Genomic DNA, 26,322 nt, shown 5'->3' with positions numbered 1-26,322 from the left:
GGGCGGGTGACCGGCCGTGGGGTCCGGCTCGGTCACCCGCCTCGTGCTGTCCTGTTCATTTCCGGCCTGAGGTGACCGGCTGTCCGTGCTGGGCGCGGAGCTGGGCCATCAGGGCGGTCAGGGTGTCGCTGGACAGCGGTATCTGCTGGCCTCGGATCGCCTGGGCGACCACCTTGCGGGTCAGCTTGTCCTCGGCCCTGACCGCTGACCGGGCAATCTTCAGCAGCTCCTCGGTGTCCGGGTCACTCCGCCGGTCACTGGCTGCCCGGGTGTCCCGTTCAGTGACCTGCGGCAAATTGACTGACCGGTCGGTGTCCGGCTCGTGGCTGTCCTGGCTACCGGTGGCCGGCTCGGTGCCGACCGCGCGGTCAGTGACCGGTGGCGCGGTGTCCGGCTGTCCGACCAGGTCAGGGGCCTCGTGCGGCTGTTCGCGGTCACCGGCGACCGGGCTGCTGTCCGCCGGGACGCTGTCCCCGGTCAGTGAACCAGGACTCGGGGCCGGCTTGTTCAGGGTCGGTCGCGGCCGGTCGGTCAGGGAAGTGACCGGCTGCCCGGCGCTGACCTGATCGGCCTGCGGTTGCCACTGCCTGACCCGGTCAGTCCGGGTGACTGCGATGCCCTCGGTCCGGTCAGTCTGACCGAGGTGACCGGCCTGACCGACGTCCTCCCGGTCACTTCCCCTGGCCGGGCGCCGGGCGATGAGGATGTAGAGGTGGACCGCTCCGGCCAGCGCGAGCGGGGCGATGGTCGACAGCACCGCGACCACCGTGTCCCCCAGCCGGAGCCCCGTGCCGGCGACCGCTTCCTCGTTGAGCCGCACCGCGTGCAAGGCGTTGGCCCAGATGCTGGCGGCGGTGGCTGTGCCGAAGAGTGTCCAGACGTAGAGCCGGGCGCGCAGGGGTGCGTCGCGCAGGACCAGGAGTGCCCGTATGCCGTAGGCGATGAAGCCGTCGATCACCAGGGGGAAGAGGTAGGTCAGGAAGCCGCGGATGTGGATGGCGACGGCCATCTGCTGGAGGGCGTCGTACGACAGGGCGCAGCCCGCGCTGCCCAGGGCGATGACGGCCATGCGGTCCCAGCCGGTGATGTGCGCGGTCTTCGGCGCGCTCGTGGTGTTCACGCGGCCGTCCCGAAGTCGTCGCGGTCCAGGTGCTGACCGTCGCTTTCTGGGGGCAGGGTGGGCTTCGTGGCCGGTTCCAGGTCGCTGTGTACGAGCGCTTGTCGGGTCTCCCGGTACAGCTTCTGGGCGTGTTCCGGGGTGATCTTGAGGAGCCAGGCCAGGCGCTCCTCGGTGAGGCCGTGGCGGTAGGCGGCGTGGACGACCGCGCGGCGCTCGGCTTGGGTGAGGTGCACGTCGCGCCCGGCAATGGTGGCGTTGATGCGGCTGTAGTCGAGGCGGTGGGAGAGCTTCTCGTGCAGCGGCTTGCGTTCCTGCTCTGTCAGTCCGCCTCGGATGCCGTCGGTGTCGCCGCCTTCCAGGGCGGCGTCCAGGCAGGTGCGGCGGACCGGGCACTGGGCGCACAGCGACTTGGCTGCGCTGATCTTGCCGATCTCGTCGGGCTCGGGGAAGAAGAGTTCGGGGTCCACCGGGTTGTACTCGGTGCTCTGGCAGACGGCGTCTGCCTGCCAGGTCTGGTCGCCGAGGAGGCGGTGGCGGGCAGGGCTGATCGTCGTGGTGGTCATGCTGGTTGCTCCGATCGCTCTCCGCGCGCAGGGGCGTCGGCGGAGAGGTGTGCTGGGTCGGGAGGTCAATGGCCGGCGCTCTGGGGCGCGGCCGGGCACGGCGGCCTGTGGCAGGTCAGGCGGCGGCGCGGGAGCGTCTGCGATCGACCGGTTCGAACTCGACCCGGGTGGTCATCTGCGCCAGTCGGGAGGCAACACGGTCTCCCAGGTACGCCCGGAGATCGCTGATGCGCAGGTTGGTGGTGATCAGGGTCGGGAGCATGTGGTTGTACCGGCGGTTGATCAGCCGGTACGTGATTTCCTCGGTCCACTCCGTGGCCCGGGCCGCGCCGAGGTCGTCGATGATCAGCAGCGGGCAGCGGCTGATGACTGCCAGGTCCCGCTCGCTGTCGACGCTCTGTCGGGGGCGGAGTTCGGCGTACAGGTCGGCAGCAGTGGTGGCGCGCCAGCGCACGCCGATCCCGCCCTTGACCAGCTCCCGGACCGCGCCGTACGCCTGGTGGGTCTTGCCCGCGCCGACGACCCCGGCCATCAGGAGGCTGGGGCCGGTGGTGACCTGCCGCCGTGCTCCCGGGCTGGGGGCGACGGCCGCCTCCGTAACCTCCCGGATCCAGGCCAGGACCTGGAGGTGGTCGGCGACGGCAGCCCGATAACGCGGGGGCATCCCGGCCGAGAGGGCGTCCAGCGGGGAGAGCGGCTCGGGCTCGTCGGGCAGTGCGGCGACGTCGGCCTGGTCGATGTTGCGAGTGGCGAGGATCCGCGCCATCCGGTCCAGGGTGCCTTCGCCCAGGGTCTGCGGTTCGCGGTTATGGGTGCGCATCACAGCTCCTCGGCGTAGGCGGCAGCAGGGTTGGCCGGGTTGGTCCACGCCTGGTGGGCGGGCACGTTAGGCCGGATTCCCGGCCGCGCCAAACCGCCGGAGCGGGCGTTCATGGCCTCGTTGACCATGCTGGTCAGCACGCTCGGGTGCTTGGGGTTGGCCGCGAAGTTCTGCAGCCCGGCCCGGATGTGCTCGGGGCTGATGCCCTCGCCGAGGAGCTTCTTGGTGATCCGGCCGAGGTGGCCGATCACGTCACTGGGCGGACGCTCGTCGCAGGCCGCGAGGTACTCGCCGACGAGCTGGTTCACCGAGATGCCGGCTGCGGGCGCTGCGCGCCCCGTAGGGATAGAAGATCCAGGATCCAAGATCCTAGATCCAGGCGCCGAGCCCTCTCCGAGGTTTCGGGGAGGGCTCGGCGAGTCCTCGGAGAATGGGATCTGACCTGCTGTTTTCTCGTATCCGTGGCCGGGTGGGCCGTCCGGGCGCTCAGGGCCTTCCTGCGCAGCGGCAAGGGCCCCGGCCTCGCGGCCGGGAAGCGTCCCGCCGGGCTGCGGCGGCAGATCGAGGGCTCGGGGAAGGCTCGGGGAAGGCTCGGCGAGCCCACGGGCAGGAGTCGACAGCTTCTCGATGTTCTTGCTGCAGACACCCTTGCAAGGGGCGCACCGGGCCTCGGCCTGATGCTGCGGGCAGGAGGGCAGACGCGACTGGCTGGGCTTGTCGATCTTCTGATGCTCGGACCACGTGACGATGTGGAGGTAGCGGCGGCCGTCGCAGCCGGTGTACCGGCAGACAAGGCCGGCGGTGGCGAGCTGGTGGAGGTCGTCTTCGACATGGACCGAGGTGTGCTCGGCGCGCAGGGGCCAGAGCAGCCCTGCCACGATCGCGGCGTTGTCGCGGTGGCGACCGTGGTCGTCGGCCTGGGTGAGCAGGCCGAAGAAGGTCCGCTCGGCTTCGACGCTCACTTCGGCGAGCGACTCGGAGATGAAGCTCTCCGGCTTGATGGTGCGAATCCGTGCCATGTCAGCGGCCCCGGGCAGCGGCGACCAGGTCGCTGCGGGTGAGGGTCACCTCGGCCAGGTCGAACATGTACGGATGGCTCCAGTCCGCCTCCGGCCAGACCCGAAGGATCCAGCGGGCCGCCACCGTGGCGGTGGCACGGCTCAGCTCTATCGTCCTTCCGGCCTCGTCCTTGACGATAGTGTGCGGGTGAGGCCACCTCTGTGTCGGGTCGTTGAGACTGACGCGGATGGTGGCCGCGCCCGGGATCATGTCGGCGAGCTGGACAGCGAGGCGGTGCCGGCGTTCTGCGTGCGGGCAGGCGGACCTACCGCTCGGCGTGGCGAGCATGCAATACTCCGTTGTTCGTAGGAGCGCGGTGCGGCGGTTCTCGTGCAAAAGCCCCGCCGCCCGCGAGATGTGAATCGGCCCCCTCGGGGTGCCGGCCCGGCGCTTGGGAGTTCGTAGCTCCCGGGCGCCGTTCTCGTTTGTGTGTCTGCTCAGCAGACCTTGCGGGTTTGCACCCGCCTCGGACTTCTTGTCCCACCCCCGTTTCCCTGAGTCGATGCCGTGCGACGCCGAACATACGTAGACCAGGCGCCACAAGTCCATGCTTGGTTCTACAACGCTGCAATCCGTCGTGCGGCGGCCCCCTGGGCTTGAAGCGCTGCGCGCTGGACGGCCGCTCATGGAGAAATAGTGTGGACATGCGGAGGTGCTACCTCCGGACTTCCCCTCCAGAAGTTACGTGATGTACCTTCGAGAGGCAAGAGGCAATCGATCACCATCCACCCCTGCTGACCAGCGACTTTGGGAGGCCACCTTGCCACCACGCCGCTTCGACGGTGCAGAGCTGCGAGCCGCCCGCCGGCGCGCCGACCTGACGCAGAAACAGGTGGCCCAAGGCTTGGGGCTTTCGGCTCACGTGGCCGTGGCCAGGTGGGAGAAGGGGGAGCGTTTCCCGCCGGCGGAGAAGATGGTGGGTATCGCCGCCATTTTGGGCGTGGACGTCGACACGCTGTTTCCTCGCGAAGGCCCATGTGACCTCGTCGATCTGCGGAGCGACGCGGGATACACGCAGAGTGCTGCCGCCGAGGAGGTCAAGGGCCTCAGTAGATTCGCCCTCGGTGATGCTGAGGGCGGGCGCCGGCGGCTGGGTCCTGATGTGATCGCGCCACTGTCCCGCTTGTACGGCGTGGATCCGGAGGCTCTCGGGGCCGCCGAGGATCAGAGCTTCGGCGTGGCCGCGCCTGCGGCAGCACCGCGGAGGCCGCCGAGTCTTGCCGAGAAGCTGAACGGTCTGGTGCGCAAGGCCTTCGACAGCGTTCCGGCACCTGAGATGCTCGCGGAAGCGGTCAACGCGAAGGCGGGCACCCGGCTCACGGCAGCGCAGGTCGAAGCCCTCCTGGCCGGGGCGTCTGCGGCGGACGTCTTCGCCGAGGGAAGCGCGGAGGTAGCCCTCACCGGAATTGCGGCATTCTTCGACGTTCCCCAACTCGCTCTGCAAGACAGAGCGGGCGTCGAGATCCGCGTTCTGTCCGACCTTCAATACCTTGCGGCCCACCACGACATCGCCTTGGCGGCGCGTGGTGGCGACGGAGGAGTGTCGTCAGAGATGCTCGCCGTACTCAACGAACTGGTGGCCCGCACGCCCGGCCAGCCCTGATGCGAAATGGCGTCACGCCGCTGGTCTATGTTGCGGTTGCCTGCACCGGTGCCGAGCGGCTGTCCAAATTCTTCTGTGCGAGCCCGGGCTGGCCCGCACGCTCATGGAGCGTATCTACGACCTCCGGGGCGACACGGACGTACACATCAACGACCAGAGCCAGCCAGTACGCCTCCGCGCGGCTGTTCGTCAACGGCTTGTTCGGAAGCGCCCGCACAGGTGAAGAGGCGCGCCTGCCAGCTTTTGCGCTTTCCAGAGCGGCTCTGATCCAGTACGCCTCAGCGGCAGGTTCGGGGTCCTCGTGGATCTCGGCCAGGTACTGGGCGCACGGCAGGAGTCGGGGTGTGGCGTGGTGACGTAGTTGCTCCACCGCATCAGCAATCTCCTGGGTTCGCCGGTCCAGGCGGATGTCCAGGGGGGCCCAGACGCGGAAGGTCTCGCTGAGCCGAGAGCCAGCCGGTTGGAACGCGAGATGCGGGTACTGCAGGATGAGTTCCGACCACAGCGGGTAGAGCTTCTGATAGGTCCGCCACGCCGTCCACCGCTCAGCGAGCACGATAGTTGAAGGTATGGCAGCGCCCACAGCCCAGAGAAGGGCAACCGTGAGCGTGACGGAATCAGCGATCGCGCGCATCGTGACGGCGTTCGCCCTGGTGGGGGCCCACACCGTGATGATGCGCAGTGCCGGGTAGACCGTGTAGATCATCATCGCGGCCGACATGAGGGCCAGGCCGATACGCAGCGACCGGTACTCGGCCCGCCGGCTCGCCCTCGCCCATTGGAAGCAGGCCACGCCCGCGGCAGCACCGAGATAGACGTACGCAATCGTCAGGAAGAGCTCGGCACCCCACTGCCCCGCATGGTCCGCGGCGAAGTCAGTACTCGGCTCCGACCGGTCCACCGCCGTGAAGAACAGAACGATCAAGATCGCCAGCCATGCGAACGCGAAGCCATGAGCGATGCGGCTCACCCAGATGCTCACTGTCACGTGCCTGGGCGATGCCCCTCTGCCCGACGGCCCCTCGTAGACCCCGATGATGTACTTCAGCCCTGCCAAGATCGCAGCGAGGGACATCAGGTACTTCAGCAGAGCCGACAGATCAGTAACCGGCGAGTGGTCCAGTGCAAACTTCACCGGTGGAACCCGGCACCAGAGCGCAGCGGCGAAACCGGCGCAGCACATCCACAGCGCCCTCTGTAGCGCAGCGCCGTTCCACAGGGAGGGGAGCCTCCACAAAGCGGTCGCGGTCATCACAATGGGTACGGCCCAGAGCAGAACATCCAGCATGACCTGCGCTCACCGGCCCCGGAGCGTACGGCGCCGCTGCGGACCGAGCGGACGCGACAGGCTCGACTCCAGCAGGCTTATCGAGTCCGCGCCGGCGACAGACGCCTTCACACGGTGCTTGATCAGATATGCCGAGAGCTCCGCCTCGCGCTCTTCGACGCTGTCGTACCGGGACCGTGCGTGTACAGCCTGGCGCGCAGCACTTTCGGTGCCACTGCTCTGCCGGTACGACTCGGCCATTTCACAAGGCGTCGAGACGGGAGTCAGGCCCGCGCCGTGATCCAGCCATTCGTGAGCCAGCTCGTGAAGAATTACGTGCTCGGTCTGATGCGGGGTGGGTCTCGGACGGTAGAGCACGTACGTGACGGCATCCCCCTTCACGCGCAACCCGCACGCTGTTCGCAAGTCTCCTTGATCGTCTACCGGCACCAGCTCAATGCTGCGGCCTCGGGATTCCTCCATCGACGCCACCAGCGCAGGAATACTGAACGGATCAGGCAGCGACAGACCCGCAAGCTTCAGGTCGCACTGCTTCAGCAGCCCGCGCATTTCTCCTCGCAACCTCATGTTCAGCACTCGCATTCAGCCGACACTCACGTCGGTCTCGAACCTAAGAAGTTTCAGCACACCAACAGGGGCAAGCCGGATCGCAAGCATCGCTCACGTGAAGAAATGCGAACTTCCTGGCGGGTCACTCACGGGGGTCACCCAGATCCCGCTTCGTCTGTTTTGACGCGCGGGAAAGCCGCGTACGCCATGGACCCTAAGGGCTGGGCATTCTCGCCGAGAGTGGTCAGTCAGACGTGCCGACGGCAATGCCGGCACCGGGTATGTCCAAGCGGCCACCCTCGGAACCAAGGGTCGCTCGGATCAGACGGAGGTCACCAGGAGTACGCACCCCGCGGGCCCTGAGTTCCTTGACGACGAGTCCTGCGGCAGCAGTGGCACCCGCTGGAGTACGGTCGAATGCGGCCTCCCACCACGAGAGCACCGGAATGAACGAGTGCCACCCTCGCGCGGTCATGACGGCCAGGTGATCGGCATCCCTGTCCGTTCCGTCTCGTCTGTCCGCGAACACTGCGACATCGTCTCTAGGGCTGACCATGAGGGCGAGTTGACCGTCACCGTGATCGATGGTGAAGCCGGCGTCGTTGTCCCCGACCAGCATTTCAAGGTGCTGGCTCCAGGCGCGCAGGAGTGCCTCCAGGGCGCTCTGCAGCTGCACCCAGTCCTTCGCGACAGGGGTAGGTGGCGCGAGCTGAAAGGGTCCGATTCGCTGGTATCGCCAGAGGTACGGAAGCTCACCTTCTCCGGCCTGCGGTCCAGAGGCAGCGCATCTCAGGAATCTCTCGGACTCAGAGTCTTCGTGTGCCGCCGTTCGGCGCACCGACAGTCGCAGCCGGCCATTTCGTCGCGCATCCAGAATCACCGTGTGTGACTCTGTGCGCCATCGAACGTCGGGGCCATCGCCTCCCCCGCCGTACTGCGATGGCAGGCCGAGGCCCTCGAAAAGCTCGGCCAGCACCTGCTTCGACTCATCACTCGCCGACGTCGAGGAGGCCCCGTGGCGGCCTAGGCGTACGGGCGCCGTCCGGAAGTCCTCCTCCGAGGGCTGGCACAGAAGGCGCTGGGCGACTATCGAAAGCGTGGGCTCAGCCGATGCAACTGCATTCATAGGGCAACCATGCCGTAATCATGGGCACAAATAAATAGCGTGTGACGCAGGGCGCATTTGCTGTCGTTGACGTCCAGCGCGACACGCACGGGATTGATCACCATCACCCCGATGCGGCTTTTGCGCATTTCGTCGCACTCTCCTCCATTTCGAGTTACGTCACTCTCATGGCGTACCCGCGGGCTTCAATGACATGAACAGGAGGACGCAACCGATCTTGAGCGACTGGCGGGTGTTACCCCTCCCCATCGCGCCTTGAGTGACGGAGAACTGATTTTCCGGGTGGGGTAGATGTTGCCCCTCTGAGGAAGTTGATCATTCACACCATCGGGGAGTTTGGAACATTCTCAATGCCCGTACGCCCTATCCCGTAGTGCGACCACCCGTTGCATGACTAATAGTCAGGGTGCAATGGTCTGAAGATTGGTGAAGCGAACTGACACTCGTGGCGGACGACTTGGCCAGCAGCGGTCTCGGTGAACATCGGCGTCGGTCGCCTTGTCGTCCCTTTCCCGCGCGTGGCATCAACCGCCGTCTGTTCGACCCGCCCAAGGTTTACGGACACGGCGCCCCGCCAACTGCCGGTCCCGTTTCCTACGACACGGGACCGGCAGCTTTGACACATGGCTCGGAACCGAGGGGCTACTGCGGGTCAAGGCGGACCACCACGTAGGGGCCCGAGCCGGTGTCGCGGACCAAGTCGGTCAGTCCTTGGTTAAGGTGATGGCCGCACAGCAGCGTGACCGGGGGCGAGTCGGCTCGCTCGCGGCGTACAACCCATACCGGCAGCCGCGAGCACAGGAGTTTGTACCGGCGCAGTTCGCCGTCGCAGCGCGCGTCGCGGAGCACGGGGGTATTCACGGGGGTGTTTCGCCTTTCGGTGACAGCGGCGGGGTCCGAGTGCGCGCTATCCGGCGCTGACCTCCCAGCGTCGGCGGGATTGGCCGAAGTGGAGCCGTCCACCGCGCTCGTGGGACATCGGGCAGACACGGAGGTTGGTGCCGAGCCGTGTGTTCGGGGCGCCGCCCGCGGAGAACCTCACTCCCCGGCCCTTAGCGAGCGACCCGCCCCTGGGGGCGATCAGGCAGGCCTCAGAGCTGCTGTTCGCTAGGAGTGAGAGCGGGGGCGTTCCGAAGATCGGGCACGAGTCGCGGATGAGGTGATTCCGTCCCACCGTGCAGAACGTCGTACGGTCCCACGCGTCCGGACCGCTCCGTCGTACTGATCGAGGAAGGTCTCGGCTCGCGTTAGATCCTCCGGAGTGTCCACCGCTACACCGTCGTCCAGGACAGGGACCATCTGTACGGCGTGGCCGTGTTCGACGAAGCGCAGCATCTCCACTCCTTCGGCACGCTCCAGGGGCCCCTGCTGGAGCTGACGGAAGCGTTGGAGAGCCGGGCCGGTGAAGCCGTAGAGGCCCAGTTGGCGCAGGTACTTCGGGCGGTCGCCTTTGGGATAGGGGATGGGCTGGCGCGAGAACATCAGGGCCTCGCTGCGGGCCGTGACAACGACCTTGACGACGTTGTGGTCCAGGACGGCGCCGACGTCGACCAGTTCGGTGTAGGCGTTCACTGCCAAGGTGCTCGGCGGCGTGTACTCCAGGGCCTCGGAGACGTCGTCGATGGCAGTCGGTGAGATGAACGGCTCATCGCCCTGGACGTTGATGTACCCCTCAGCCGACAGGCGTTCGGCGACCTCCGCGACGCGGTCGGTGCCGGTGAGATGCTCCCTGGTGCGGACGCAGTCGATGCCCAGTTCGCGGCACGCCGCTTCGATACGCTCGTCGTCCGTCGCGACGACGGCCCCGGCGAGGCGTTTGGCCTCCAGGCAGCGCTGGTGGACGTGCCAGAGCAGCGGCTTGTCGCCGAGGAGGGCCAGTGGTTTGCCGGGGAAGCGAGAAGCACCCCAGCGGCAGGGTATGACGGCGATGTGCCGGCGCGGATGTACGCCGGTCGGTTGGGCTGTGGTGGCGGCCACGTCATCCTCCTGGTCGGCGGGTACGAGTAGGGGCTTCAGGTGAGCTGGGCGAGCTTGGCGCGGACGGTGGGTGAGGCGGCGGTCGCGAACGGCCGCCACTGGTAGCCGTCGACCTCCTCCTCCTGAAGTGTCACCGCATGTTCCGCACCGAAGTGGAAGGCCCAGCGGAAGTCCACGTGGTGGTGGGCCGGCTCGTTCTTCGACGGGTTCGCGTCGATCGCGTGCACGTCGATGTCGAGAGGAACGTCCTCGTAGCCGGCGAGCGGGACGACGGCGCTGGGCGGGATGCCGGCCTCCTCGTGCAGTTCGCGCAGGGCGGCGTCGCGCAAGTGCTGGTCGGCCGATTCGTTGTGCCCGCCGGGCGCCAACAGTTTCCCGGACGCCTTGTGCGCGATGTGCAGCACGTGCCGTTCACCGTTGATGAGGATGACGCTGCAGGTCACGTGGGCGGGGAAGGTCTTGCGGCTGGTGGGAGCGTCCGCGCCGGCGAGCGCGGCGAACAGCAGCGCCAGGGAGTCGCGTTCGTCCGGGTGGCGGGCGAGGTACGCCTCCGTGACGGCGCGGACGTGTTCGGTGGAGGGTGGCAACGAGGTCACCTTTCGAAGTGGCGGAGCCAGATTCTGGCGATGGTGTCGCGGTCGGCCGCCGGCACCTCGTGCAGTCCGGGCTGGAGTCGCGCGTGGCTGAGTGCGGCGGTGGCGGCGAGTATCTCGGCCTGGACAAGGTGGATGTAGGTGCCGACGGTGGCGCCGTGCACGAAGTTGACGGCACCCCCATCGGCGAGAACGTAGAAGTAGTGGCCAGTGACCTCGTATCGGGTCAACTGCGTTCCGACGAGCTGACGTTCGTAGACGTCATCAAGGCTGCTGAGTTCGAGCTCGTCCTCGGAAGAGGTCACCGATCCGAGGTAGGCGCCGTTGCGCAAGGCGGCGAAATCCTCGTGACGGAGGGCGAGATTGCCAGTGGCGCAGAGGACAAGTTCCGCGTCGTGGACGGCCTCGGTGGTGGACGAGCTGGTGCGGAACCCGAGGGCGTGCGCCTGTACCCGCTTGACCGCGTCGTTGTCGTACACGGTGACGCGCAGGTCCTGGGCGCGCAGCGTCTGCGCAATCGAGCGGCCGATCTTGCCGAACCCGATGACGCAGGCGCTGCGGCTCGTCAGGATGTCCCCGCGGGCGCGGACGAGGGCGTCGGTGGAGAACACGATGGACCGGCCGACGAGGTGGTCCTCGCAGTCCTTGAGCGGTGAGCGGGCCACGGACACGACCGGGCACGGCAGCGAGCCGAGAGCCGCGTACCGCTGGTGTCCGTTCTCAGTGTCCTCGACGACGCCGAGGATGCGCCCAGAGAACTTGTTCACGAGGGTGTCGAGGCTGGCCGCGAAGTACCCGCCGATGTCGACCAGGACGACGTCCTGGCCACCGGCCGTGTCCTCCAGGTAGTGCAGGGCCTGGGTCTCGTCGGTGAACCGCTCCCGGGTCAGATCGTGGACCGGCAGGGTGCGGCGGACGATGTCGAGGGTCGGCCGGTGAATCGACCGGGGCTTGGGGAGGACGGCGCCGATCGTGGACACCGCGGTCATGGCGTGCAAGAACGCCGGTCGTTCCGGGAGCAGGTGGGTAATGACCAGCGTCGTGATCGCCTGCCCGGCGGGGAACTGTGCCGTGATCCTCCTAAAGAAGGCGTCCAGCCGTGCTCGCTCGGGGGTTTCCATGGGCACTCCTCTCGGGTTCCGAGGCGTAGGGGCTACGCAGCCCGGCTGTAGTCCGGAACCGGGGCAGCCAGAGCCTGCATGTGGGCGCGCAGTCCGCCGTGGAGGTCGACGCGCGGCTGCCAGCCGAGGACCTCTCCCGCACGGCTGGGGTCGGCACGCGTGAACAGGACGTCCCCGTTGCGCACGTGGTCCTGGTGGAACTGGATCTCGCGACCGGTGAAGCTGTTGGCGATGTTGACCACGTCCAGCAGCGATGCGTTCGAGCCGCCGCCGACGTTGATGGGGCCGTGAGCGTTCGGGACGACGCCGGCGGCGATCGTGGCGGCGACCACGTCGTCGATGTAGGTGAAGTCGCGGCGCTGGTGGCCGTCTCCGTACAAGCGCAGGGGCTGTCCAGTCAGGGCGGCGTACAGAGCGCGGTGGGTGAACATGTCTGCGCGCTGCCGGGGGCCGTAGACGGTGAAGTACCGCAGGGCGACGACGCCGGGGCCGCCGGAGCGCTCGGCGTAGGCGAGGCAGAGCTGCTCCTCGGCCAGCTTGGTCACGGCGTACGGGGAGGCGGGATTGGGGCGGTCGGTCTCGAGGCTCGCGTCGCCGTCGGTCGGACCGTAGACGCTGGAGGAGGAGGCGACGACCAGTCGGGGGACGCCGATCCGGGTGGAGGCTTCGAGGACCCGGTGGGTGGCCAGCACGTTGGACGCAAGGTAGTCGCCGAACTGCGGTCCCCAGGAGGGCCGCACGCCGGGGATGCCGGCGAGGTGGAAGACCGCGTCGGCGTCGATCAGAAGGGGGTCGATGGCGCAGTGGAGGAGGTCGGCCGTGACGTGGTGGTATCCCGGGCGTCCTCGCAGCGGGGCGAGGTTGGCGGCGGCCGTTGGGTCGGTGGAGGGGTCTCGGCGGTCCACGCCGATCACGGTGGTGCCGGCGTGGACGAGGGCGTGTGCGAGGTGGGAGCCGATGAATCCGGCGGAGCCGGTCACCACGGCCCGTCGGGGGGAAGCGTTGGTCGGGGGCTGCTCGTGCTGTGGCACGGGATCTCCAGAAAGGTGTCGTCTAAGGGGCTGGTCAGGTGAGCCGGGACAGGACGGTTCTGCCGTGCGCGCTGAGGGCGGCGTCGTTCTCCTGGTGGCCCTTGACCAGGGATGTGGTCGCCTCGATGGCGCCGAAGGACTCCAGGAGGCGGCGTTCGGTGTCGTTGGGCGAGCGTCCGTATCCGTCGAAGAAGGCGGTGCGGAGGTGGGGTGCGGCCTGCCAGCGTCGGAATTCGAGCCGGGCGAAGTCGCGGACCCGGGCGTCGCGTCGCATGTGCTCGAAGTCGTAGATGCCGAAGGTGTCGCCGAGCAGCCAGTTGCGCGGCTGGTAGTCGAGGTGGCAGATCGCGCTGTCCATGTGGCTGGCGCCCAGGATCACCGCGTGGTGCTTCAGCAGGTTCTCCTCGGCCGCGTCGAGCAGGTCGGCGTGGATGGCCCGGTCGATCCACCGCTGGAACCGCTCGGCGAGCGAGGAGCCGACGGCACCGCCCTGGGGCATGGCCGTGGCCCGGTGCAGCTTGCCCAACACGTGCCCGGCCTCGTGGTGGGCCAGCTCCTCCTCGGGCGAGCCCGGAGCGAAGGTGTCAGCGCGGTCGCCTGCGAGTGCGGTGAGCAGCAGGGTGCGGGTGGCGTCATCCCGGCCGACCAACTCCGGCGCATGGCCGGTCAGGTGGCTGCCCCACGCCGCGTAGGCGTGGAGTTCTCCCGCGTACCGGTCTCGCTCCGCGTGCTGCTTCGCGATGAACTGACGCCCGTCGCCGGCGACCAGGCGTACGACGCGGGGCGGGAGCGCGGGGTCCGCTGCGATGTCGACTGCGCCGAGGAGGTGGTGCGCCAGTTGTATCCGGGGGTCGTCCGAGGTCGCGATCACGGGGTCGGCTCCGGCGTGAGGAGACTGAGGTGCTCGGTGTCGTTGTGCCGGTCGAGCATCCAGCGGGTCTGGCCCAGGCGGTTGCGGTGGTGCTGCCAGCGGGTGATGGAGGCGTGGTTGTGGGTGAATCCGGCGGGCGAGCCGATCGGGATGCCGAGCAGCAGGGTGTGGGCGGTGATCACCGTCTCCCCGTGGGCGGCGAAGACGACGCGCTTGCCTCGGTTCTCCTTGATGAGCTGGCTCAGGTTCCTGCTGGCGCGCTCCAGGAACCCGTTCCAGGTGTCGGAGCCGTTGGCCCAGGGCGTGTCGGGGTGGGCGTGCGGCCCGCCGTCGGCGGCCGTCTTGACCGCGTCCCAATGCCGGCCGTCGGCGTCGCCGTGGACCGGGCCGTCGAGTCGGTCGTCGTGGTGCACGGGGATCTGGAGCGTCTGGGCGATGATCTCGCCGGTCTGGACGAGGCGGATCCGCGGGCCGGTGTAGACGACGTCGAAGGGCTTCTTCAGGTGCTCGGTGGCCAGGCGGCGTGCGGCCTGTTCGGCTTGGGCGTACCCGAGGTTGGTCAGGCCGGTGCAGGTGCGCGGGCCCCCGACGAGGCCGTCGGCGTTGCACTGGGCCTGGCCGTGACGGACGAAGACGAGTTCAGTGGTGATCATGAGGCTCCTCGGTGGCTGAAACGGAGGGGCAGGCTGTAGTGGTAGCCGTTGCGGCCGACGTATGGGGCGGTGAACACGGCGTGCAGGCCGAGGAAGCTGTCGAGCTGACCTCGGTCCGTGGTGCCCAGCCGGGCGTCGTGGCGTCGGGCTGCCGCGTTGTAGGCGAGCAGGGCGGTGGTGACGGCTTGGTCCGTGAGCGGCCCGTAGGTCAGGTGGAGCGTCGCAACGAGCTTGGCGAGGTCGTAGCCCATCGGGGCGAGGGACAGGTCGTCGGTGTCGACGGCGACGATGTCCTGCGTGCTGGTGATGATGAAATTCCGCGGGTTGCTGTCCTTGTAGAAGGCGCACGGTCCCTCGGTGGTCGCTTCCAGCAGGCCGAGCATCGCGTGCAGTGCCGTCTTGTTCGGCAGGTAGCCCTGCTCGTGGCGTCGCCGTAGGGCGACCTTCCGGGGACCTAGGTAGTCGTCGAACTGCGTGCCGTCCTGGAAGTGGTGCGGGGTGTCCAGCGACGCTGAGTGCAGGTCGCTGGCCCAGGCGGCACCGTGGGCGTGGCCCAGCAGTTCCGCCACGCGCGGGAGGTCATCGGGGCGTACGGAGCGGCCCTCGATCCGTTCGAACGTCAGGGACTGCGGTCCGGCGGTGTGGAGGGCCGGCTGCCGCAGCGGTTTGGCGTGCGCGGTGATCCACCGGTAGTGGCGCACCGCCCCCGCCGCGCGCTCCGGTTCCGCGTAGCGCTTGGTGAACGAGGCGGGGCTCATGCCGGCTCACCTCCTTCCTTCGGCTGAGCGACGACGAAGGTGATCCGGGACCGGGTGGTCAGCGGCTGGTCGGGAAGGAACTCGTGCAGGGTCGCCGCCAAGGCCCCGGGGTTGCCGTACAAGCCGGGCACCAGGTCGTACTTGGGATTGGTGGCCAGGTACTGCGACGTGTGGTCGTGGCCGTCGAAGGTGAAGACGTGCTCCTCGTCCAGGACGGCGATCACGTCGAGCGAGGAGGCGGCCACCACGGCGAGGTTGCCGCTGTGGGCTACGGTGTAGAGGCTCTCGTGCTGGGCGGCACGCGGATCAAGACCGGCGGAGGCGACCAGCTGGTCCATCTCCCGGTAGCTGTCGAGGCCCTTGGTGACGAGCACAGCCACACCACCGGGGGCGAGAACCCTGGCGATCTGCCCGACGACGTCCTCGGGGCGCGGCGAGTGGTATAGGCAGAACGCCGCGACGACGACATCGCTCGACCCGTCGGGCAGAGGGAGGTCGTGGAAGTCGCCTTCGACGAACTCCACCGTGCTGTCGGGCAGGTCCTTGGCGCGCTCGCGCGCATTGGCGAGCAAGGAAGGGGCGGCGTCCAGGCCCACGACGCGCTCGGGCCGGAGCTGCTCGGCGATGACGAGGCTGCTCGTGCCGCGACCGCATCCGATGTCGAGCACCACGCCGAGCCGGTCAGGCCGGGCATGGTGGGTCTGCACCAGGCTGATGATCGTCTCGGGCACCGGATGTCCGGCGGTCTTGGCGCGCATCAGGGCGCTGGTCCGCCCGGCCAGCCGCGAGGCGTGTCCGTACAACTCCGACTGCCGGGCGGGGTCCAGGAACGGGTTGGGCTCGTTCATGCCGCACCCCCTGACAGGGGGCGCGGACCGGTCAGGACTGCTCGGCGGCGACCTTCCGCAGCCAGCGGCGCGTCTGACGCCGGTTGGCCAGCAGCACCACATCGGCGCCGGAGCCGAACTCCTCGATCTTCGCCATCACGCGGGGCCGCATCTTGCGCCGGTACGTGGCGACGTACTTGATCACGCCCCAGTGGATGCGGTTGTGCACCCCGTTGCCCTTGTGCCCGGCCCCGTGCCGGATCTGCCGGGAGAAGATCCCGTACAGCGCCGCCACGGTCGACACGTCCATCAGGACCACCGTGTCGCAGGCTTCGAGCCGTACCTGCAGCGTCGAGTTGTAGTTGCCGTCGATCACCCACCGCGGCTGCCCGACCAGCTCGCGCTGCACGTCGGTGAACTTGTCCAGGGGCAACGCGTTCCACTCGTCGTCGTAGAACGCGGCGTCCAGGTGCGTCACCGGGGCGTCGAGGATCGTGCCCAGTTCGCGGGCCACGTGGGATTTGCCGCTGCCTCCGCAGCCGACGATGGCGACCTTCTTCATGGTGCTCCAGCGTAGAGAGGTTCGGGTGTCCGGCGGACCCATCCTCCGGGACGCGCCCGGAGGATCCGTGTGCCGTGGTCGATCGAGCGGTCTGCATCAGGCAGCTCCCCGCTCGGTCGCGGTGGACTGGAGGAGGCCGTGCAGGACGGACTCCAGGGTGTTGACCTGCTTGCACAGGCCGAACAGGCGCAGGCGGTCCACACACGCGGCGATCAAGGCGGCGTGCTGCTCGGTGCCGGCGATCTCGCGCAGATAGGAGAGGCGTTCGAGCACGTCGCTGCCGGAGCGCACGACCAGCTCCTTCGGGACGAACCGGTCGGCGAAGCGGATGTCCGCCGGGGCCAGCGGCAGGCAGCCGGCGAGCACGGCCTCGAAGATGCGCTGGGTCATCTGCCCGACGGCGGCGTACCGCTCGGGCAGCATGAGCACCGTGACCAGGGACCGACCGTAGACGCCGGCGGCGGCCTCGAACGGGATCCGGCCCACGAAGCGGACGTGCGGCCAGCGGCCGGTCTTCGTCCACTTCCCGGCGACCAGGTGCTCGACGCGGGCGGCGGCCGGGGCGAAGAAGCAGTCGAAGGGCTCGTCGCGGTCGTACTGGTTGCCCACGTAGCCGAGCGCGAGATCCCGAGGCCGCGCCGCCAGGGTGAGGGGGTCGGCCTGGGCGAGGAGGTCCTCGGCCACGGGGAAGAGCAGCGAGTGCGCGCCGGGGGTCGGCGCGAGCGCGGCCTCGCAGACGCGGGTGTGAGCCGTACGGCGCCACACGCTCTCGGCCCGCAGGGTGCGGTCCTTGTCCCAGATGACGGTGGGTGTCTGGGACCGGGCCGTGTAGTGGTTGATGAGCTGGGCCTGCCGGTGGAGGTCGCAGGTGTGCCCCTCACTGCCGCACACGGTGGTGTTGCGGCCGGGGATGGCCCAGCGCCACTCCAGGAACAGGGCGTCGATGCCCGGCAGGCCGTCGTCGAAGGTGTACGCGCCGCCGAGGTCGTCACCGGCTTCAAGGCGATCGCGGTCGGCCTGGAGAAAAACGATCTCGTGACCGCGGGCAACGAGGGCGTCGATGAAGGGGCGGCGGTGGCTGCGGCCTCCGTCGGGGGTGTCGGTGACGCCGTTGCCGAGGAAGCCCCAGAAGCTGTAACCGATCTTCATTTGGTGATCCACCGCCCTTCGAGGAGCAGGGCGTCGAGCCCGGAGTTGGCCAGGCAGTCCAGGGCCATCTCGGGTGTCCCGCAGATCGGCTTGCCCTTGACGTTGAGGGAGGTGTTGATCAGCACGGGTACGCCGGTCCGGCGGCCGAAGGCGGTCAGCACCGCGTGCATGAACGGGTTCTGTGACCGGGTGACGGTCTGCAGGCGGGAGGTGCCGTTGGCGTGCACGATGGCCGGCACCCGCTCGCGCGTCAGGTCTGTCACCCCGGAGGCCATGGACATGTAGGGCGCCGGCTGGCCGAGGGTAAAGAACTCGGCGGCGCGCTCGGCCGGGACCATGGGGGCGAAGGGCCGGAACGGTTCGCGGAACTTCACGGTGGCGTTCAGCCGCTCGACGACGCCGGTCTCCAGTGGGGAGGCGAGGATCGAGCGGTTGCCCAGGGCGCGCGGCCCGGCTTCGACCCCTCCCTGGAAGAGTCCGGCGATCACGCCGTGGGCGAGCTGGTCGGCGAGGAATTCGGCGGTCTCGATGCCGAGGGTCTTCTGGTGGAGGCCGGGCCAGGGGGTCAGGTCGAGGGGCTGGTCCTCGTAGGAGGGGCCGAGGTAACAGCGGCGGGCGATGCCGGCGAGCGGGCGAGGCGTGCGCGCGTCGACGTGCACGGCGAGGGCGGCCCCGATCGCGGTTCCGGCGTCCCCCGGTGCCGGCGGGACGAACACCTCGTCGAAGATGCCAGCCTCGATGATCTTCCCGATGCTCACGCAGTTCGTGGCGACGCCGCCACCCATGCACAGGCGCCGGGAGCCGGTGAGCACACGGGCGCGGCGGGCGAGGTGGACCATCACCTGCTCGGTCCGCTCCTGGAGGGCAGCCGCCAGGTCTCGGTGGACGTCGGTGAGCGGTTCGCTCGGGTGCCGCTCGGGGCAGGTCTCGGCGACGAACCGCCTGGATGTCCTCGGGTATCCCGAGGTGAGGGTGCGCGTCGGGAAGTAGCCGGGGTGGATACGGAAGCCCGTGGCCGTCGTGCGGACGGCCGTAGTGAACAGGTGGCGGAACCGGGCGGGGTCACCGAGGGCGGCCAGCGCCATGACGGTGCCCTCCTCGTCGCCCCGCCGCCAGCCCAGGTGCTCGGTAACGGCTCCGTACACGTAGCCGAGGGAGGACGGGTCGTTGATCGCTTCCAGGGTTTGGACGCGGGGGCGCTGAACGCCGTGGCCGTGGGCGATGGTGGTGGTCTGCCGCTCGCCCAGGCTGTCGACCACGAGTACGGCGGCTTCCTCCCAGCCGGAGGAGGAGAAGGCCGTGAGCTGGTGGGCTCGGTGGTGCAGGACCGGTGTGACGCGGGCCGAGGGGAACTGGCTGCCGAGGACGCGCAGCCGCCGCCGGGTCCGCAGAGCGACCTTGGCGAACCCGTGGGCGCGGGCCAGGCTCCGGTCGCGCGTGGTCGGCGAGAGCGCCATGCGCAGGGCGGCGGGCGACTCGGCGAGGTAGCGGGCGGGCTGGAAGTTGTAGGCGACGGCGTCCACGTCGGTGGCGCTCAGCTTGGCTTGGTCGAAGAGCCATCCCGCGGCGCGGGACGGGTAGAGCTTGGTGTGCTTCTGCTCGGAGAGGCGTTCCTCCTCGACGAAGCCGACGAGTTCACCGTCCACGAGAAGCGCGGCCGAGGAGTCGTGGGTGTACGAGCACAGACCGAGGATGACGAAGGGGATGCGCTTCATGGCGGCGGTCACCTTGCCCCGGCCGTCACGGCGCGCTTGGCCGAGCGCCGCTCCAGCTCTCCGTACCAGGCGGTGAGAGCCTGGCCGAGGGGCCCGTCGATCGTGTCGGCCGCCCGCCACGCCTGCTCGCGCTTGCCGTCCTTCCACAGCCGGTAACTGCGCAGCGTCTCGGCCATCGCGTCCCAGCCAGGATGGCCGGTCACGTCGCGGGCCTCGACCTGGTCGAGCAGGCCGCCGAAGCCCTTCCACGGCGTTCGCAGGTCGGGCATGACCTCGCTCGCCGAAAGCGAGGTCAGCGCGTCGGCCTGCTCGATGTGCTCGTCGTAGATGTGGAGCGAGCCGATGTGCAGGTGGAACTCGCCGAGTTCCACGTCGAGCCATCCGGCGACCAGCTCGTGCAACACGGTGTAGAAGAACACGTCGTACGGCATGCCGATCCACACGTCCTGGCCGCGCATCATGGTCGCCATGTGCAGGCGGCCGGCGCGCAGGTGGAATCGGAATCCGAGGGTGCAGGGAACGTCCTTGTGCCCGGCGGCGTCCTGGGCTGGGTCGTAGAGCTGGATCAGGGCGCGCCGGGAGTCGGGGTCGGCCTGGAGAATCTCGACGACGCGGGCCAGCTGGTCGACCTTGCCGCCCCAGCTCCGCATCCTGGGCCCGTACGCCCCCAGGAGGACGCCGTCGTCGGCGAACTGCCGCAGCCGTTTGTTGTAGTCGAAGATCCACGAGGCGTCGGATCCGGACAGGTGCCAGACCGTTTCGGCGACGGCGAAGGCCGGATTCACGATGCGGGCGGGCGGGGCGTAGAGCAGGCGGGCACGCGGCTGGGTGAGCAGCAGGTGCACGTCGCGGACTTCGTGGGTGGCCATGCCCCGGGGGCTGATCTTCGCGCCGGATTTGGCCAGTGTGACGGCGCCGGAGAACAGCTCGGCGATGCTGTCGGCCGTGAGGGATGTCATCGGACGGATGCTCCTTCGTCCTGGGGCGACGCAGCGGCGCCCGGGTGGTGGTGGGTGGAGTCGTCGGCCCTCGGGCTGGAGGGGGCGCGGTCGGTGATGAGCCGGGCGATCCGAGCAGCGCTGTCGCCGCGCCACCGGCAGACCGCGTCCAGGGCCGCCCGCGGGATCGGCGCCGGGCCCCCGCGCACGCCGGAGAGCGCTTGGGCGACGTCACCAGTGGCCTCGCACCGGGTCGCCAGTCCGTGACCGGCCAGGCCCAGCGTGCGTTCGCCCGGCAGGCCGATTTCGAACACCGGGATGCCGAACAGTGCGGCTTCGATCCCGCACGTCGAGTACGCGCTCGCTACTGCGTCAGCGCCGACGAGGCAGCCTCGTGCTCCGACCCGGGGATCGGCCACCGCGACGGGCGTCCCGCCGGCCCGCTTCACCAGAGCGTTGAAGGCGTCGGCTCCCTGCGCCGGGTGTGGAGCGATGACGAGCCCCCAGTCGCCGTCCGCCTCGGCGAGCCCGTCCAGGAGGAGGTCCGCGTGGGAGTTGAGGTGATCGGGGTTGAAGGGCTGGCAGGCCCACACCGCGATCCGGGCGGGCGCGCGGCGGCCCCCCGAAGCGAGCAGCTTCTCCAGGTATCGGCGCTGAGCCTGACGGCTCAGGCCGGCGAGGACGTCGAAGCGGGGCTGCCCGAGGACGTTCACCTCGGCCTCGGGGTGGCGCGCCCACCCTCGGCCCAGGGCGAGGTCCCGCTCACCCATGACGATGATGTGGCGGCTGTGCAGGGCTGGCCAGGCGACCGATTCCGCCGTCCAGGCCCCGTGCTGGACGTGAACCGAGTTCGCCCCGTGCCGCTCGGCGGCGTGCGCGGCCAGCACGCCCAGGGGGCTGGTGTCGTTGCTCAGCAGGACGGTGTGCGGCCGGGTCGTCGACAGGATGTCGTCGAGCCAGCTCTCCGCCCGCACCACCGTCCGCCACGAGGGCTGGGTGCAGCCCCCGCTGGTCTCCAAGAGCACGGACAAGAGCCGTACGAGCCGGGCAAGTTGGACGCCGTGGCCTCCCACCTCGACGGCGTGCTCGTCGTCGGGACGGTGGAGGCCCTCGGCAGTGCCGGAGAGGGTGAAGAGGTCGCTCGGAGCCGAGCGCAGCTCGATACCCGTGACCGATCCCGCGCTGCACCGCTCGGTGTCATCGGTGGCGAGATCGAGCAGGAGACTCCTTTGCCCGCCGCGCGCCAGTTCGGCGAGAACCGGGGTCAGCGTGGCCGCGTGGCGGGAGGTCCACGACAGCGCCAGAACGTCCTGCCGTCCGAGATCCGAGGGGAACGGACTCGGCTCCGTGTTCGCCGTACTCGTCCGGGCGCGGTTGCGGAGCTGGGCCGAGCGGGTCGGGTTGTGCGGTGCCGCAGCACCGAGCACGTACGCGACGCCGGACCACGTCACGGTGTAGGCCAGGTACTCACGCGAGCTGCTCGAACGCAGTCCCACAAGTCCTTCGTACGGGGCCAGGGCCAGGGGCCCTGGGGCCGAGGCGAACGGTGCCCAGGAGTTCAGGGCCAGGAGCTTGCGCACGATCTCAGCGACGAAGCGTCGCACGGGGACGTGCTGGACGTGGAGCCAGTCGGCTCCGCCCGGGGTGGAGGCCAGTTTGGCGCTGTAGTGGTCGAGGGCGGCCATGACGTCTGCGACGCCGGCGCGCAGTACCTGCTTGTCGACGGTCGTCGCTTCCAGGTCCGTGGTGTGGATGTGGTCGGTTCGCGCGTGCGCGAGGGCGCCGGTTCCGACGAGCGCCCACGTCGGCTTCCCGGCGTTGGAGGAGCGGACCAGGCCGAGGCCACCAGTCGTGCGGGGACTCACACCGTGCTCCCCTCGACGAGCTGCTTGGCGGGGAGGAGGCTCAGCAGTTCCTTGGGCGACGCGGCCGTCTCGGGGTCGGGAGCCGTCGGCTGCCCATAGCCCCATGCAGCGTGTACATAGGGGACGCCGGCGCGCGCGGCCGACTCCTGGTCGACCGCCATGTCACCCACGTAGACGGCGGCGGCTGGGTCGACTCCCAGGTCGACCAGCGCCAAGAGGAGTGGGTCCGGGGCCGGCTTCGTCCGGCCCGCTCCTGCGGGCGTGCGGATGGTCGCGAAGGGGCATCGGAGGCGCGCGAGGAGCGGGGCCGCGCGGTCGACGTGCTTGGACGTCACGACGCCCAGCCGCCAGTCGGCGGCCACGAAGGCGTGGAGCGTCTCGACGATGCCGGCGAACTCCTCCGCGAGGTGCGCGGTGGCCACGGACTCCGTCTCGTACGTCTGGCGGACCGCTTCGGTGTCGGTCACGCCCAGTCGCTGCATGATGTCGCCGAACTCGCGTCCCAGATGGCGCTCGTAGTCGCGGAAGGGGAGCGCGACGCCATGGGCCTCTTGGACCCTCTGCCACGCCTTCCGCATCACCGGACGCGTGTCGAGCAGGACGCCGTCGAGGTCGAGGAGAAGAGCGCGCGACCTGTGGTCGCTCGGCGCGGCCGGAGCCGGTAGCGATTCGTGAGTGGGAACGGTCATGATCATCCTCTCGTCAGGGGTGGCTGTTGCGCCTCAGAGGGCCGAGGCCGGTTCGAGTTCCAACTCGGGGTACCGGGCCGGGCCAGTCAGGCCGCTTCCGGCGGGTCGTCAGTCGAAGGCGAGACCGATCCGTTCGGCGCGGCCGGCAGGCGCGAGAGCCGGTGAAAGCGCGAGAGGTTGAAGCCACGCCCCTGAACCTCACCGGCGGGCACGGCGAAGAGATCGATGCCCTCTTCGCTGGGCGCCGACGGGGCAGCCGCCCGGATGGCGAGGAGCGCTTCGCCCTGCTCGCGGTGCGGCAGGAGGCGCGGCGCACGATCGGTGTGTCCCTCGAAAGTCATGGTCAGCCCTCGGTCAGGGGTATTTGAAGGTGAAGGCGAGCGCGACGCTCACGGCGGCGATCAGGGCGATCTGGGCGCTGATCTGCCGCCAGCCCCAGCCCTTCCTGTCCATCCAGAGCAGTGGACGCCTTCAAGTCGGCGCGACGGGCTCCTCGGAGATCACGAGGTGGAGAAACGCCTGGCAGTGCTCGCCCAGATGTTTGATTACGGCGTGGTACTCGTCGTCATCGGAGCTGATGTGGTGCCGGTCGAGGACGATCACGCCGTCGGCCAAGCCCTCTCGGAGCTGCCGCTCGGCTTCCAGCCAGCCAGGTCGATCCCAAGGCGGCGTGTAGACGCCCTGGCTCGCGCTGGATGCCGGGAAGTACGTCGTGGTCACCGGGACCGCCACATCGTGGAGCCGGGCGGCGATCGCGTAACCGAGCTGGTCGGCCTCAGCCTGCAGCGTCCCCCAGTCCTCGTCAGGTCGGGCCCTCGGACTCGGTACCAAGCTGTACGCCAGCACGCGCAGCGGCTCGTCGACCCGCGCGTCGAGGACCTGTCGGTAGAAGTGCTCCCGTAAGCCTCGGAGTTGACCAGCTCGGGACTGGCGCTTCACTCGGGGAGAGGTGCGAGCCCATCTCGGGTGGTCATGGCCAGCAGCCGGCGCCCCACCGCCCGTGTGCTTCTCTCGCCTCCGATCAAAGGCAACGAGGCTCAACACGTCGGCTCCGTGCTTGACTGCGTTGTGCGGCGACATGGGGGTGCCTCCGTGAGAGTGGGGATGACCGCGTACGTAGTTCGGCCACCGTCCGCGACGCCCCACCGCAGTGACAGGCAAGCGACGAGGTGCAGCCCTCGACCACCGAGGCCGAGGGCGCTTGCACGTCGTCGCCTCGCTGGTGCGGTGCTGTCGTCGGTGACTCTGATTTGAAGCTCGTGGTCGTCGTGTCGTAGTTGCAGTCGGACGTCCCCGGAGCCGTGGATGATCGCGTTGGATACCAACTCCGAGACGACGAGCCGGGCGTCCTCTGCCGGCGCCTCTGGCAACGACCACCGCTTCAGAACGGTGGCCGTGGTTCGTCGTGCTTGAGCGACGTGCTCATCCATCGGCTCCATGGCCATCTCGAAGACGTGAGAAGCCAGCGGGCACCGAGCAGTCGCGGCGCCGACGACGTGGGCGCCACCGTCGTCGCCCCCAGGTCGGGGTGGCGTTGTTGTCCGGTGCGTGGTCATGCGCACATCGCACCGTGACTGCGCGATCCGGAACAGGGGAAACCGGAGGGGGAAATCTTTGTCAAGGGGGAAAATCAGAGGGGAGTTGAGGGGAGTATTGGCCTTCTCTCACGGATAGGGGTCAGACTCATGGCGGTGGATCCATTTGCCGAGCTGCTCCGTCACCTGCGACGTAACGCGAATCGGACGCAGGACGAGCAGGCCGGTGCGATCAATGCCGCTTCCGGCCGGGCAACGATGACCCGCCGAGAGGTGAACCGGTACGAGAACGGTGCCAACGTTCCGACGGACCACACCCTGGGGAACATCGCTTTGGCCTGTGGCGTCCCGCTGGAGCCGCTGCTGCGCGAGGCGAAAGCCGCCCGCGCCAGGCGGCGAGAGAAGAACAAGGCCGAGGCAGAGGACCTGGACGACGTGAAACGCCGAACGCTGCTGGGAGGCGCGGTTATCGGTGCGGCTGCGGCTGCCGAGCCGTGGGGCCGGCTGGCCTATGCACTCAGCAAGGGTTCCAAGATCGACCCCGAGTCAGCGGGGGTGCTCATTGATCATGCGGCCCGGTTGCATGTGGACGAACTGAACGAGAGCGCGCTCAGCCTGCAGTCTCGGGTCGAGGCGCACTTGGACGCGATCACCGCAGCCCTTCCCCGCGCCGGAACCCACGAGCGAGCGCTGACCATCGCGGCGGGAGAGACAGCCGCTCTTGCCGGATGGGTCGCCTGGGACCTGGGCGAGCACGACAAGGCCACCTCCTACTACGGAGTGACCTCGGAGTGCGCGAAGAAGGCTGGGCACCCCCCTCTGCGTGCCCTGGCTCTGGGCTACGCGAGCTACGGTGCCCCCAGCCCTGCTAAGGCGCTGGAGATGCTTTCGCAGGCAGCTCAGGACGTGCGCGGACGTGGCAATGCAACCGCCGCAGCATGGGCTCTGGGCCGGTACGCGGAGGAGGCCGCTCAGTCGGGCGATGACGCTGCCGCTCTTCGCGCGCTGGACCAGGCCAGGTTCGCCTATGACTTCGCCGACCATACGAGCGAGCAAGCGTGGGTCCGCTTCGTGACGCCGTACCGGATGGACTCCTTAACCCTCTCGGTCTACGGCGAACTCAAACGTCAGGAGCTGACGGCCACGGCCGACTCCGCAGTCGAGCGCCTCGGCGGTGAACTACCCGAGTCCGGTGTAGTTGTCCTCGGGGACCTAGCGTCGGCACTTCTGCGCGGCGGCGACGTAGACCGCGGGGCCTACGTCGCGCACCAGTTCGCTGCAGCGGCGGAGTCGAAGCCCAACACCATGGGCCGTCAGCGGGCGCAGGTCATCGCTGCCGAGCTCCCCGACACCGAGCATGATCTGGCCAGCCACCTGCTGACGTTCGCGACGCTGTGAAGCGTCCAAGCACACAGGCTCGGTGAGGGCGAGCGCCGGGGTGGTGACCTCTACTGCGGACGCGTCTCGTCGAGGACCCAGGACAAGTACGCCTCCGACCCTCCGGTCACAGGCAGCGTGACCCACTGGGGGACGTCGTAAGGGTGCCTCTCGTGCAGCCATGCCTCTAGCGCGGGGAGGCGATCCGACGACGTCATGTAGGAGATCCGCCACTCCTGAGCCGCCTCGACCTTCCCCTGCCACCAGTAGAAGGCGGTGATGGGCGCATCGATGTGAACGCCCGCCGCCAGTTTGCTCTCGACAGCGCCCCTGGCGAGGGTCTTCGCCTGCTCCTCGTTGTCACTGGTCGTCTGCGCGATCACGATCTCGTGGTCCATGCGGCTACCTCTCCAGCTCGGGTACCGCGACCCTATCCATGTGTTCGGCACAGGCCAGCGGGTGGTAGTCCGTGGAAGACCACCCCAGGCCGACCGCCCTGGAGAGCCGTCGAATTGCCGCCAGCCGCACGGCGC

At 68.9% G+C, this 26,322-nt stretch carries 29 protein-coding genes; 2 read left to right on the top strand and 27 right to left on the bottom strand.

Going from position 1 to position 26,322, the window contains the following annotated elements:
* Positions 1 to 55: 55 nt before the first annotated feature.
* The 5 genes from EAO72_RS33800 to EAO72_RS33780 form a co-directional block, all read right to left on the bottom strand.
* A complete protein-coding gene (locus EAO72_RS33800; protein WP_148020855.1) occupies positions 56 to 1,120 on the bottom strand; it encodes a DUF2637 domain-containing protein in 1,065 nt (354 codons plus the stop codon).
* Entirely contained in the window at positions 1,117 to 1,683 is a 567-nt protein-coding gene (locus EAO72_RS33795) for a WhiB family transcriptional regulator (RefSeq protein WP_148020854.1), read from the bottom strand. The genes EAO72_RS33800 and EAO72_RS33795 overlap by 4 nt, the downstream gene beginning before the upstream one ends.
* A 115-nt stretch (positions 1,684 to 1,798) precedes the next feature.
* Positions 1,799 to 2,503, bottom strand: coding sequence for an ATP-binding protein (locus EAO72_RS33790; RefSeq protein WP_148020853.1), 705 nt, complete (start codon positions 2,501 to 2,503; stop codon positions 1,799 to 1,801).
* A complete protein-coding gene (locus tag EAO72_RS33785; protein WP_148020852.1) occupies positions 2,503 to 3,522 on the bottom strand; it encodes a hypothetical protein in 1,020 nt (339 codons plus the stop codon). Before EAO72_RS33785 ends, EAO72_RS33790 begins: the two co-directional genes overlap by 1 nt.
* 1 nt (position 3,523) lies before the next feature.
* Complete coding sequence (locus EAO72_RS33780; protein ID WP_148020851.1) at positions 3,524 to 3,850, bottom strand: transcriptional regulator; 327 nt, start codon at positions 3,848 to 3,850, stop codon at positions 3,524 to 3,526.
* 472 nt (positions 3,851 to 4,322) lie between these two features.
* Here EAO72_RS33780 and EAO72_RS33775 point away from each other — a divergent pair, with 472 nt between their 5' ends.
* The gene (locus EAO72_RS33775; RefSeq protein WP_187285307.1) at positions 4,323 to 5,165 is read left to right on the top strand and encodes a helix-turn-helix transcriptional regulator; all 843 of its coding nucleotides are present in this window, start codon (positions 4,323 to 4,325) and stop codon (positions 5,163 to 5,165) included.
* A 25-nt stretch (positions 5,166 to 5,190) separates the two neighbouring features.
* On the opposite strand, the gene EAO72_RS33770 is transcribed toward EAO72_RS33775, so the two are convergent.
* From EAO72_RS33770 to EAO72_RS33675, 21 genes are all read right to left on the bottom strand, one after another.
* Complete coding sequence (locus tag EAO72_RS33770) at positions 5,191 to 6,453, bottom strand: MAB_1171c family putative transporter (protein WP_148020849.1); 1,263 nt, start codon at positions 6,451 to 6,453, stop codon at positions 5,191 to 5,193.
* A 9-nt stretch (positions 6,454 to 6,462) separates the two neighbouring features.
* Positions 6,463 to 7,002 carry a hypothetical protein gene (locus EAO72_RS33765; protein ID WP_148020848.1) on the bottom strand — a complete coding sequence of 180 codons (540 nt, stop codon included), beginning with the start codon at positions 7,000 to 7,002 and terminating at the stop codon, positions 6,463 to 6,465.
* 244 nt (positions 7,003 to 7,246) lie between these two features.
* Positions 7,247 to 7,678: a hypothetical protein gene (locus EAO72_RS33760; protein ID WP_148020847.1), complete on the bottom strand. Its 432-nt coding sequence runs from the start codon at positions 7,676 to 7,678 to the stop codon at positions 7,247 to 7,249.
* A 446-nt stretch (positions 7,679 to 8,124) separates the two neighbouring features.
* Positions 8,125 to 8,256 (bottom strand): hypothetical protein, encoded by a 132-nt coding sequence (locus EAO72_RS43490; RefSeq protein WP_261991714.1) that lies wholly within the window; start codon positions 8,254 to 8,256, stop codon positions 8,125 to 8,127.
* A 979-nt stretch (positions 8,257 to 9,235) separates the two neighbouring features.
* Positions 9,236 to 10,105: a 3-deoxy-manno-octulosonate cytidylyltransferase gene (locus EAO72_RS33755; protein WP_148020846.1), complete on the bottom strand. Its 870-nt coding sequence runs from the start codon at positions 10,103 to 10,105 to the stop codon at positions 9,236 to 9,238.
* Between the two features lie 35 nt (positions 10,106 to 10,140).
* The gene (locus EAO72_RS33750) at positions 10,141 to 10,701 is read right to left on the bottom strand and encodes an NUDIX hydrolase (protein WP_148020845.1); all 561 of its coding nucleotides are present in this window, start codon (positions 10,699 to 10,701) and stop codon (positions 10,141 to 10,143) included.
* Complete coding sequence (locus EAO72_RS33745) at positions 10,698 to 11,819, bottom strand: adenosylhomocysteinase (RefSeq protein WP_148020844.1); 1,122 nt, start codon at positions 11,817 to 11,819, stop codon at positions 10,698 to 10,700. Before EAO72_RS33745 ends, EAO72_RS33750 begins: the two co-directional genes overlap by 4 nt.
* Before the next feature lie 32 nt (positions 11,820 to 11,851).
* On the bottom strand, positions 11,852 to 12,850 hold the full coding sequence (locus tag EAO72_RS33740; protein WP_261991713.1) for an NAD-dependent epimerase/dehydratase family protein: 999 nt from the start codon (positions 12,848 to 12,850) through the stop codon (positions 11,852 to 11,854).
* Positions 12,851 to 12,884: 34 nt separating this feature from the next.
* Positions 12,885 to 13,721, bottom strand: a complete 837-nt coding sequence (locus EAO72_RS33735; RefSeq protein ID WP_148020843.1) for an aminoglycoside phosphotransferase/kinase family protein — start codon at positions 13,719 to 13,721, stop codon at positions 12,885 to 12,887.
* The gene (locus tag EAO72_RS33730) at positions 13,718 to 14,374 is read right to left on the bottom strand and encodes a histidine phosphatase family protein (protein WP_148020842.1); all 657 of its coding nucleotides are present in this window, start codon (positions 14,372 to 14,374) and stop codon (positions 13,718 to 13,720) included. The genes EAO72_RS33735 and EAO72_RS33730 overlap by 4 nt, the downstream gene beginning before the upstream one ends.
* On the bottom strand, positions 14,371 to 15,132 hold the full coding sequence (locus EAO72_RS33725) for a phosphotransferase (protein ID WP_148020841.1): 762 nt from the start codon (positions 15,130 to 15,132) through the stop codon (positions 14,371 to 14,373). Before EAO72_RS33725 ends, EAO72_RS33730 begins: the two co-directional genes overlap by 4 nt.
* Positions 15,129 to 15,980, bottom strand: a complete 852-nt coding sequence (locus EAO72_RS33720) for a class I SAM-dependent methyltransferase (RefSeq protein ID WP_148020840.1) — start codon at positions 15,978 to 15,980, stop codon at positions 15,129 to 15,131. Before EAO72_RS33720 ends, EAO72_RS33725 begins: the two co-directional genes overlap by 4 nt.
* 31 nt (positions 15,981 to 16,011) lie before the next feature.
* Positions 16,012 to 16,521, bottom strand: coding sequence for a P-loop NTPase family protein (locus tag EAO72_RS33715; RefSeq protein WP_148020839.1), 510 nt, complete (start codon positions 16,519 to 16,521; stop codon positions 16,012 to 16,014).
* Between the two features lie 96 nt (positions 16,522 to 16,617).
* Entirely contained in the window at positions 16,618 to 17,670 is a 1,053-nt protein-coding gene (locus tag EAO72_RS33710) for a glycosyltransferase family protein (protein ID WP_187285306.1), read from the bottom strand.
* On the bottom strand, positions 17,667 to 19,385 hold the full coding sequence (locus EAO72_RS33705) for a carbamoyltransferase family protein (protein WP_148020837.1): 1,719 nt from the start codon (positions 19,383 to 19,385) through the stop codon (positions 17,667 to 17,669). Before EAO72_RS33705 ends, EAO72_RS33710 begins: the two co-directional genes overlap by 4 nt.
* Positions 19,386 to 19,393: 8 nt before the next feature.
* Positions 19,394 to 20,344 (bottom strand): thymidylate synthase, encoded by a 951-nt coding sequence (locus EAO72_RS33700; protein ID WP_148020836.1) that lies wholly within the window; start codon positions 20,342 to 20,344, stop codon positions 19,394 to 19,396.
* On the bottom strand, positions 20,341 to 22,188 hold the full coding sequence (locus tag EAO72_RS33695; RefSeq protein WP_148020835.1) for a hypothetical protein: 1,848 nt from the start codon (positions 22,186 to 22,188) through the stop codon (positions 20,341 to 20,343). The genes EAO72_RS33700 and EAO72_RS33695 overlap by 4 nt, the downstream gene beginning before the upstream one ends.
* Positions 22,185 to 22,877, bottom strand: a complete 693-nt coding sequence (locus EAO72_RS33690) for an HAD family hydrolase (RefSeq protein WP_261991712.1) — start codon at positions 22,875 to 22,877, stop codon at positions 22,185 to 22,187. Before EAO72_RS33690 ends, EAO72_RS33695 begins: the two co-directional genes overlap by 4 nt.
* Positions 22,878 to 22,963: 86 nt before the next feature.
* Positions 22,964 to 23,218, bottom strand: coding sequence for a hypothetical protein (locus EAO72_RS33685; protein ID WP_148020833.1), 255 nt, complete (start codon positions 23,216 to 23,218; stop codon positions 22,964 to 22,966).
* Positions 23,219 to 23,348: 130 nt separating this feature from the next.
* The gene (locus EAO72_RS33680) at positions 23,349 to 23,816 is read right to left on the bottom strand and encodes a hypothetical protein (protein WP_261991711.1); all 468 of its coding nucleotides are present in this window, start codon (positions 23,814 to 23,816) and stop codon (positions 23,349 to 23,351) included.
* Positions 23,817 to 23,914: 98 nt separating this feature from the next.
* A complete protein-coding gene (locus tag EAO72_RS33675; RefSeq protein WP_261991829.1) occupies positions 23,915 to 24,307 on the bottom strand; it encodes an ATP-binding protein in 393 nt (130 codons plus the stop codon).
* A gap of 255 nt (positions 24,308 to 24,562) precedes the next feature.
* Here EAO72_RS33675 and EAO72_RS33670 point away from each other — a divergent pair, with 255 nt between their 5' ends.
* Positions 24,563 to 25,810: a helix-turn-helix domain-containing protein gene (locus tag EAO72_RS33670; protein ID WP_148020830.1), complete on the top strand. Its 1,248-nt coding sequence runs from the start codon at positions 24,563 to 24,565 to the stop codon at positions 25,808 to 25,810.
* A 50-nt stretch (positions 25,811 to 25,860) separates the two neighbouring features.
* Here the strand turns inward: EAO72_RS33670 and cutA are convergent, their stop codons facing one another.
* Positions 25,861 to 26,187 carry a divalent-cation tolerance protein CutA gene (gene cutA, locus EAO72_RS33665; RefSeq protein WP_148020829.1) on the bottom strand — a complete coding sequence of 109 codons (327 nt, stop codon included), beginning with the start codon at positions 26,185 to 26,187 and terminating at the stop codon, positions 25,861 to 25,863.
* Positions 26,188 to 26,322 lie beyond the last annotated feature (135 nt).

It is taken from the genome of Streptomyces sp. OR43 (genome assembly GCF_008042275.1).
In the GTDB taxonomy this organism is placed as follows: domain Bacteria; phylum Actinomycetota; class Actinomycetes; order Streptomycetales; family Streptomycetaceae; genus Streptomyces.
The sequence above is the reverse complement of the archived record's forward strand: the minus strand, read 5'-3'. Positions and strand labels throughout refer to the sequence as shown.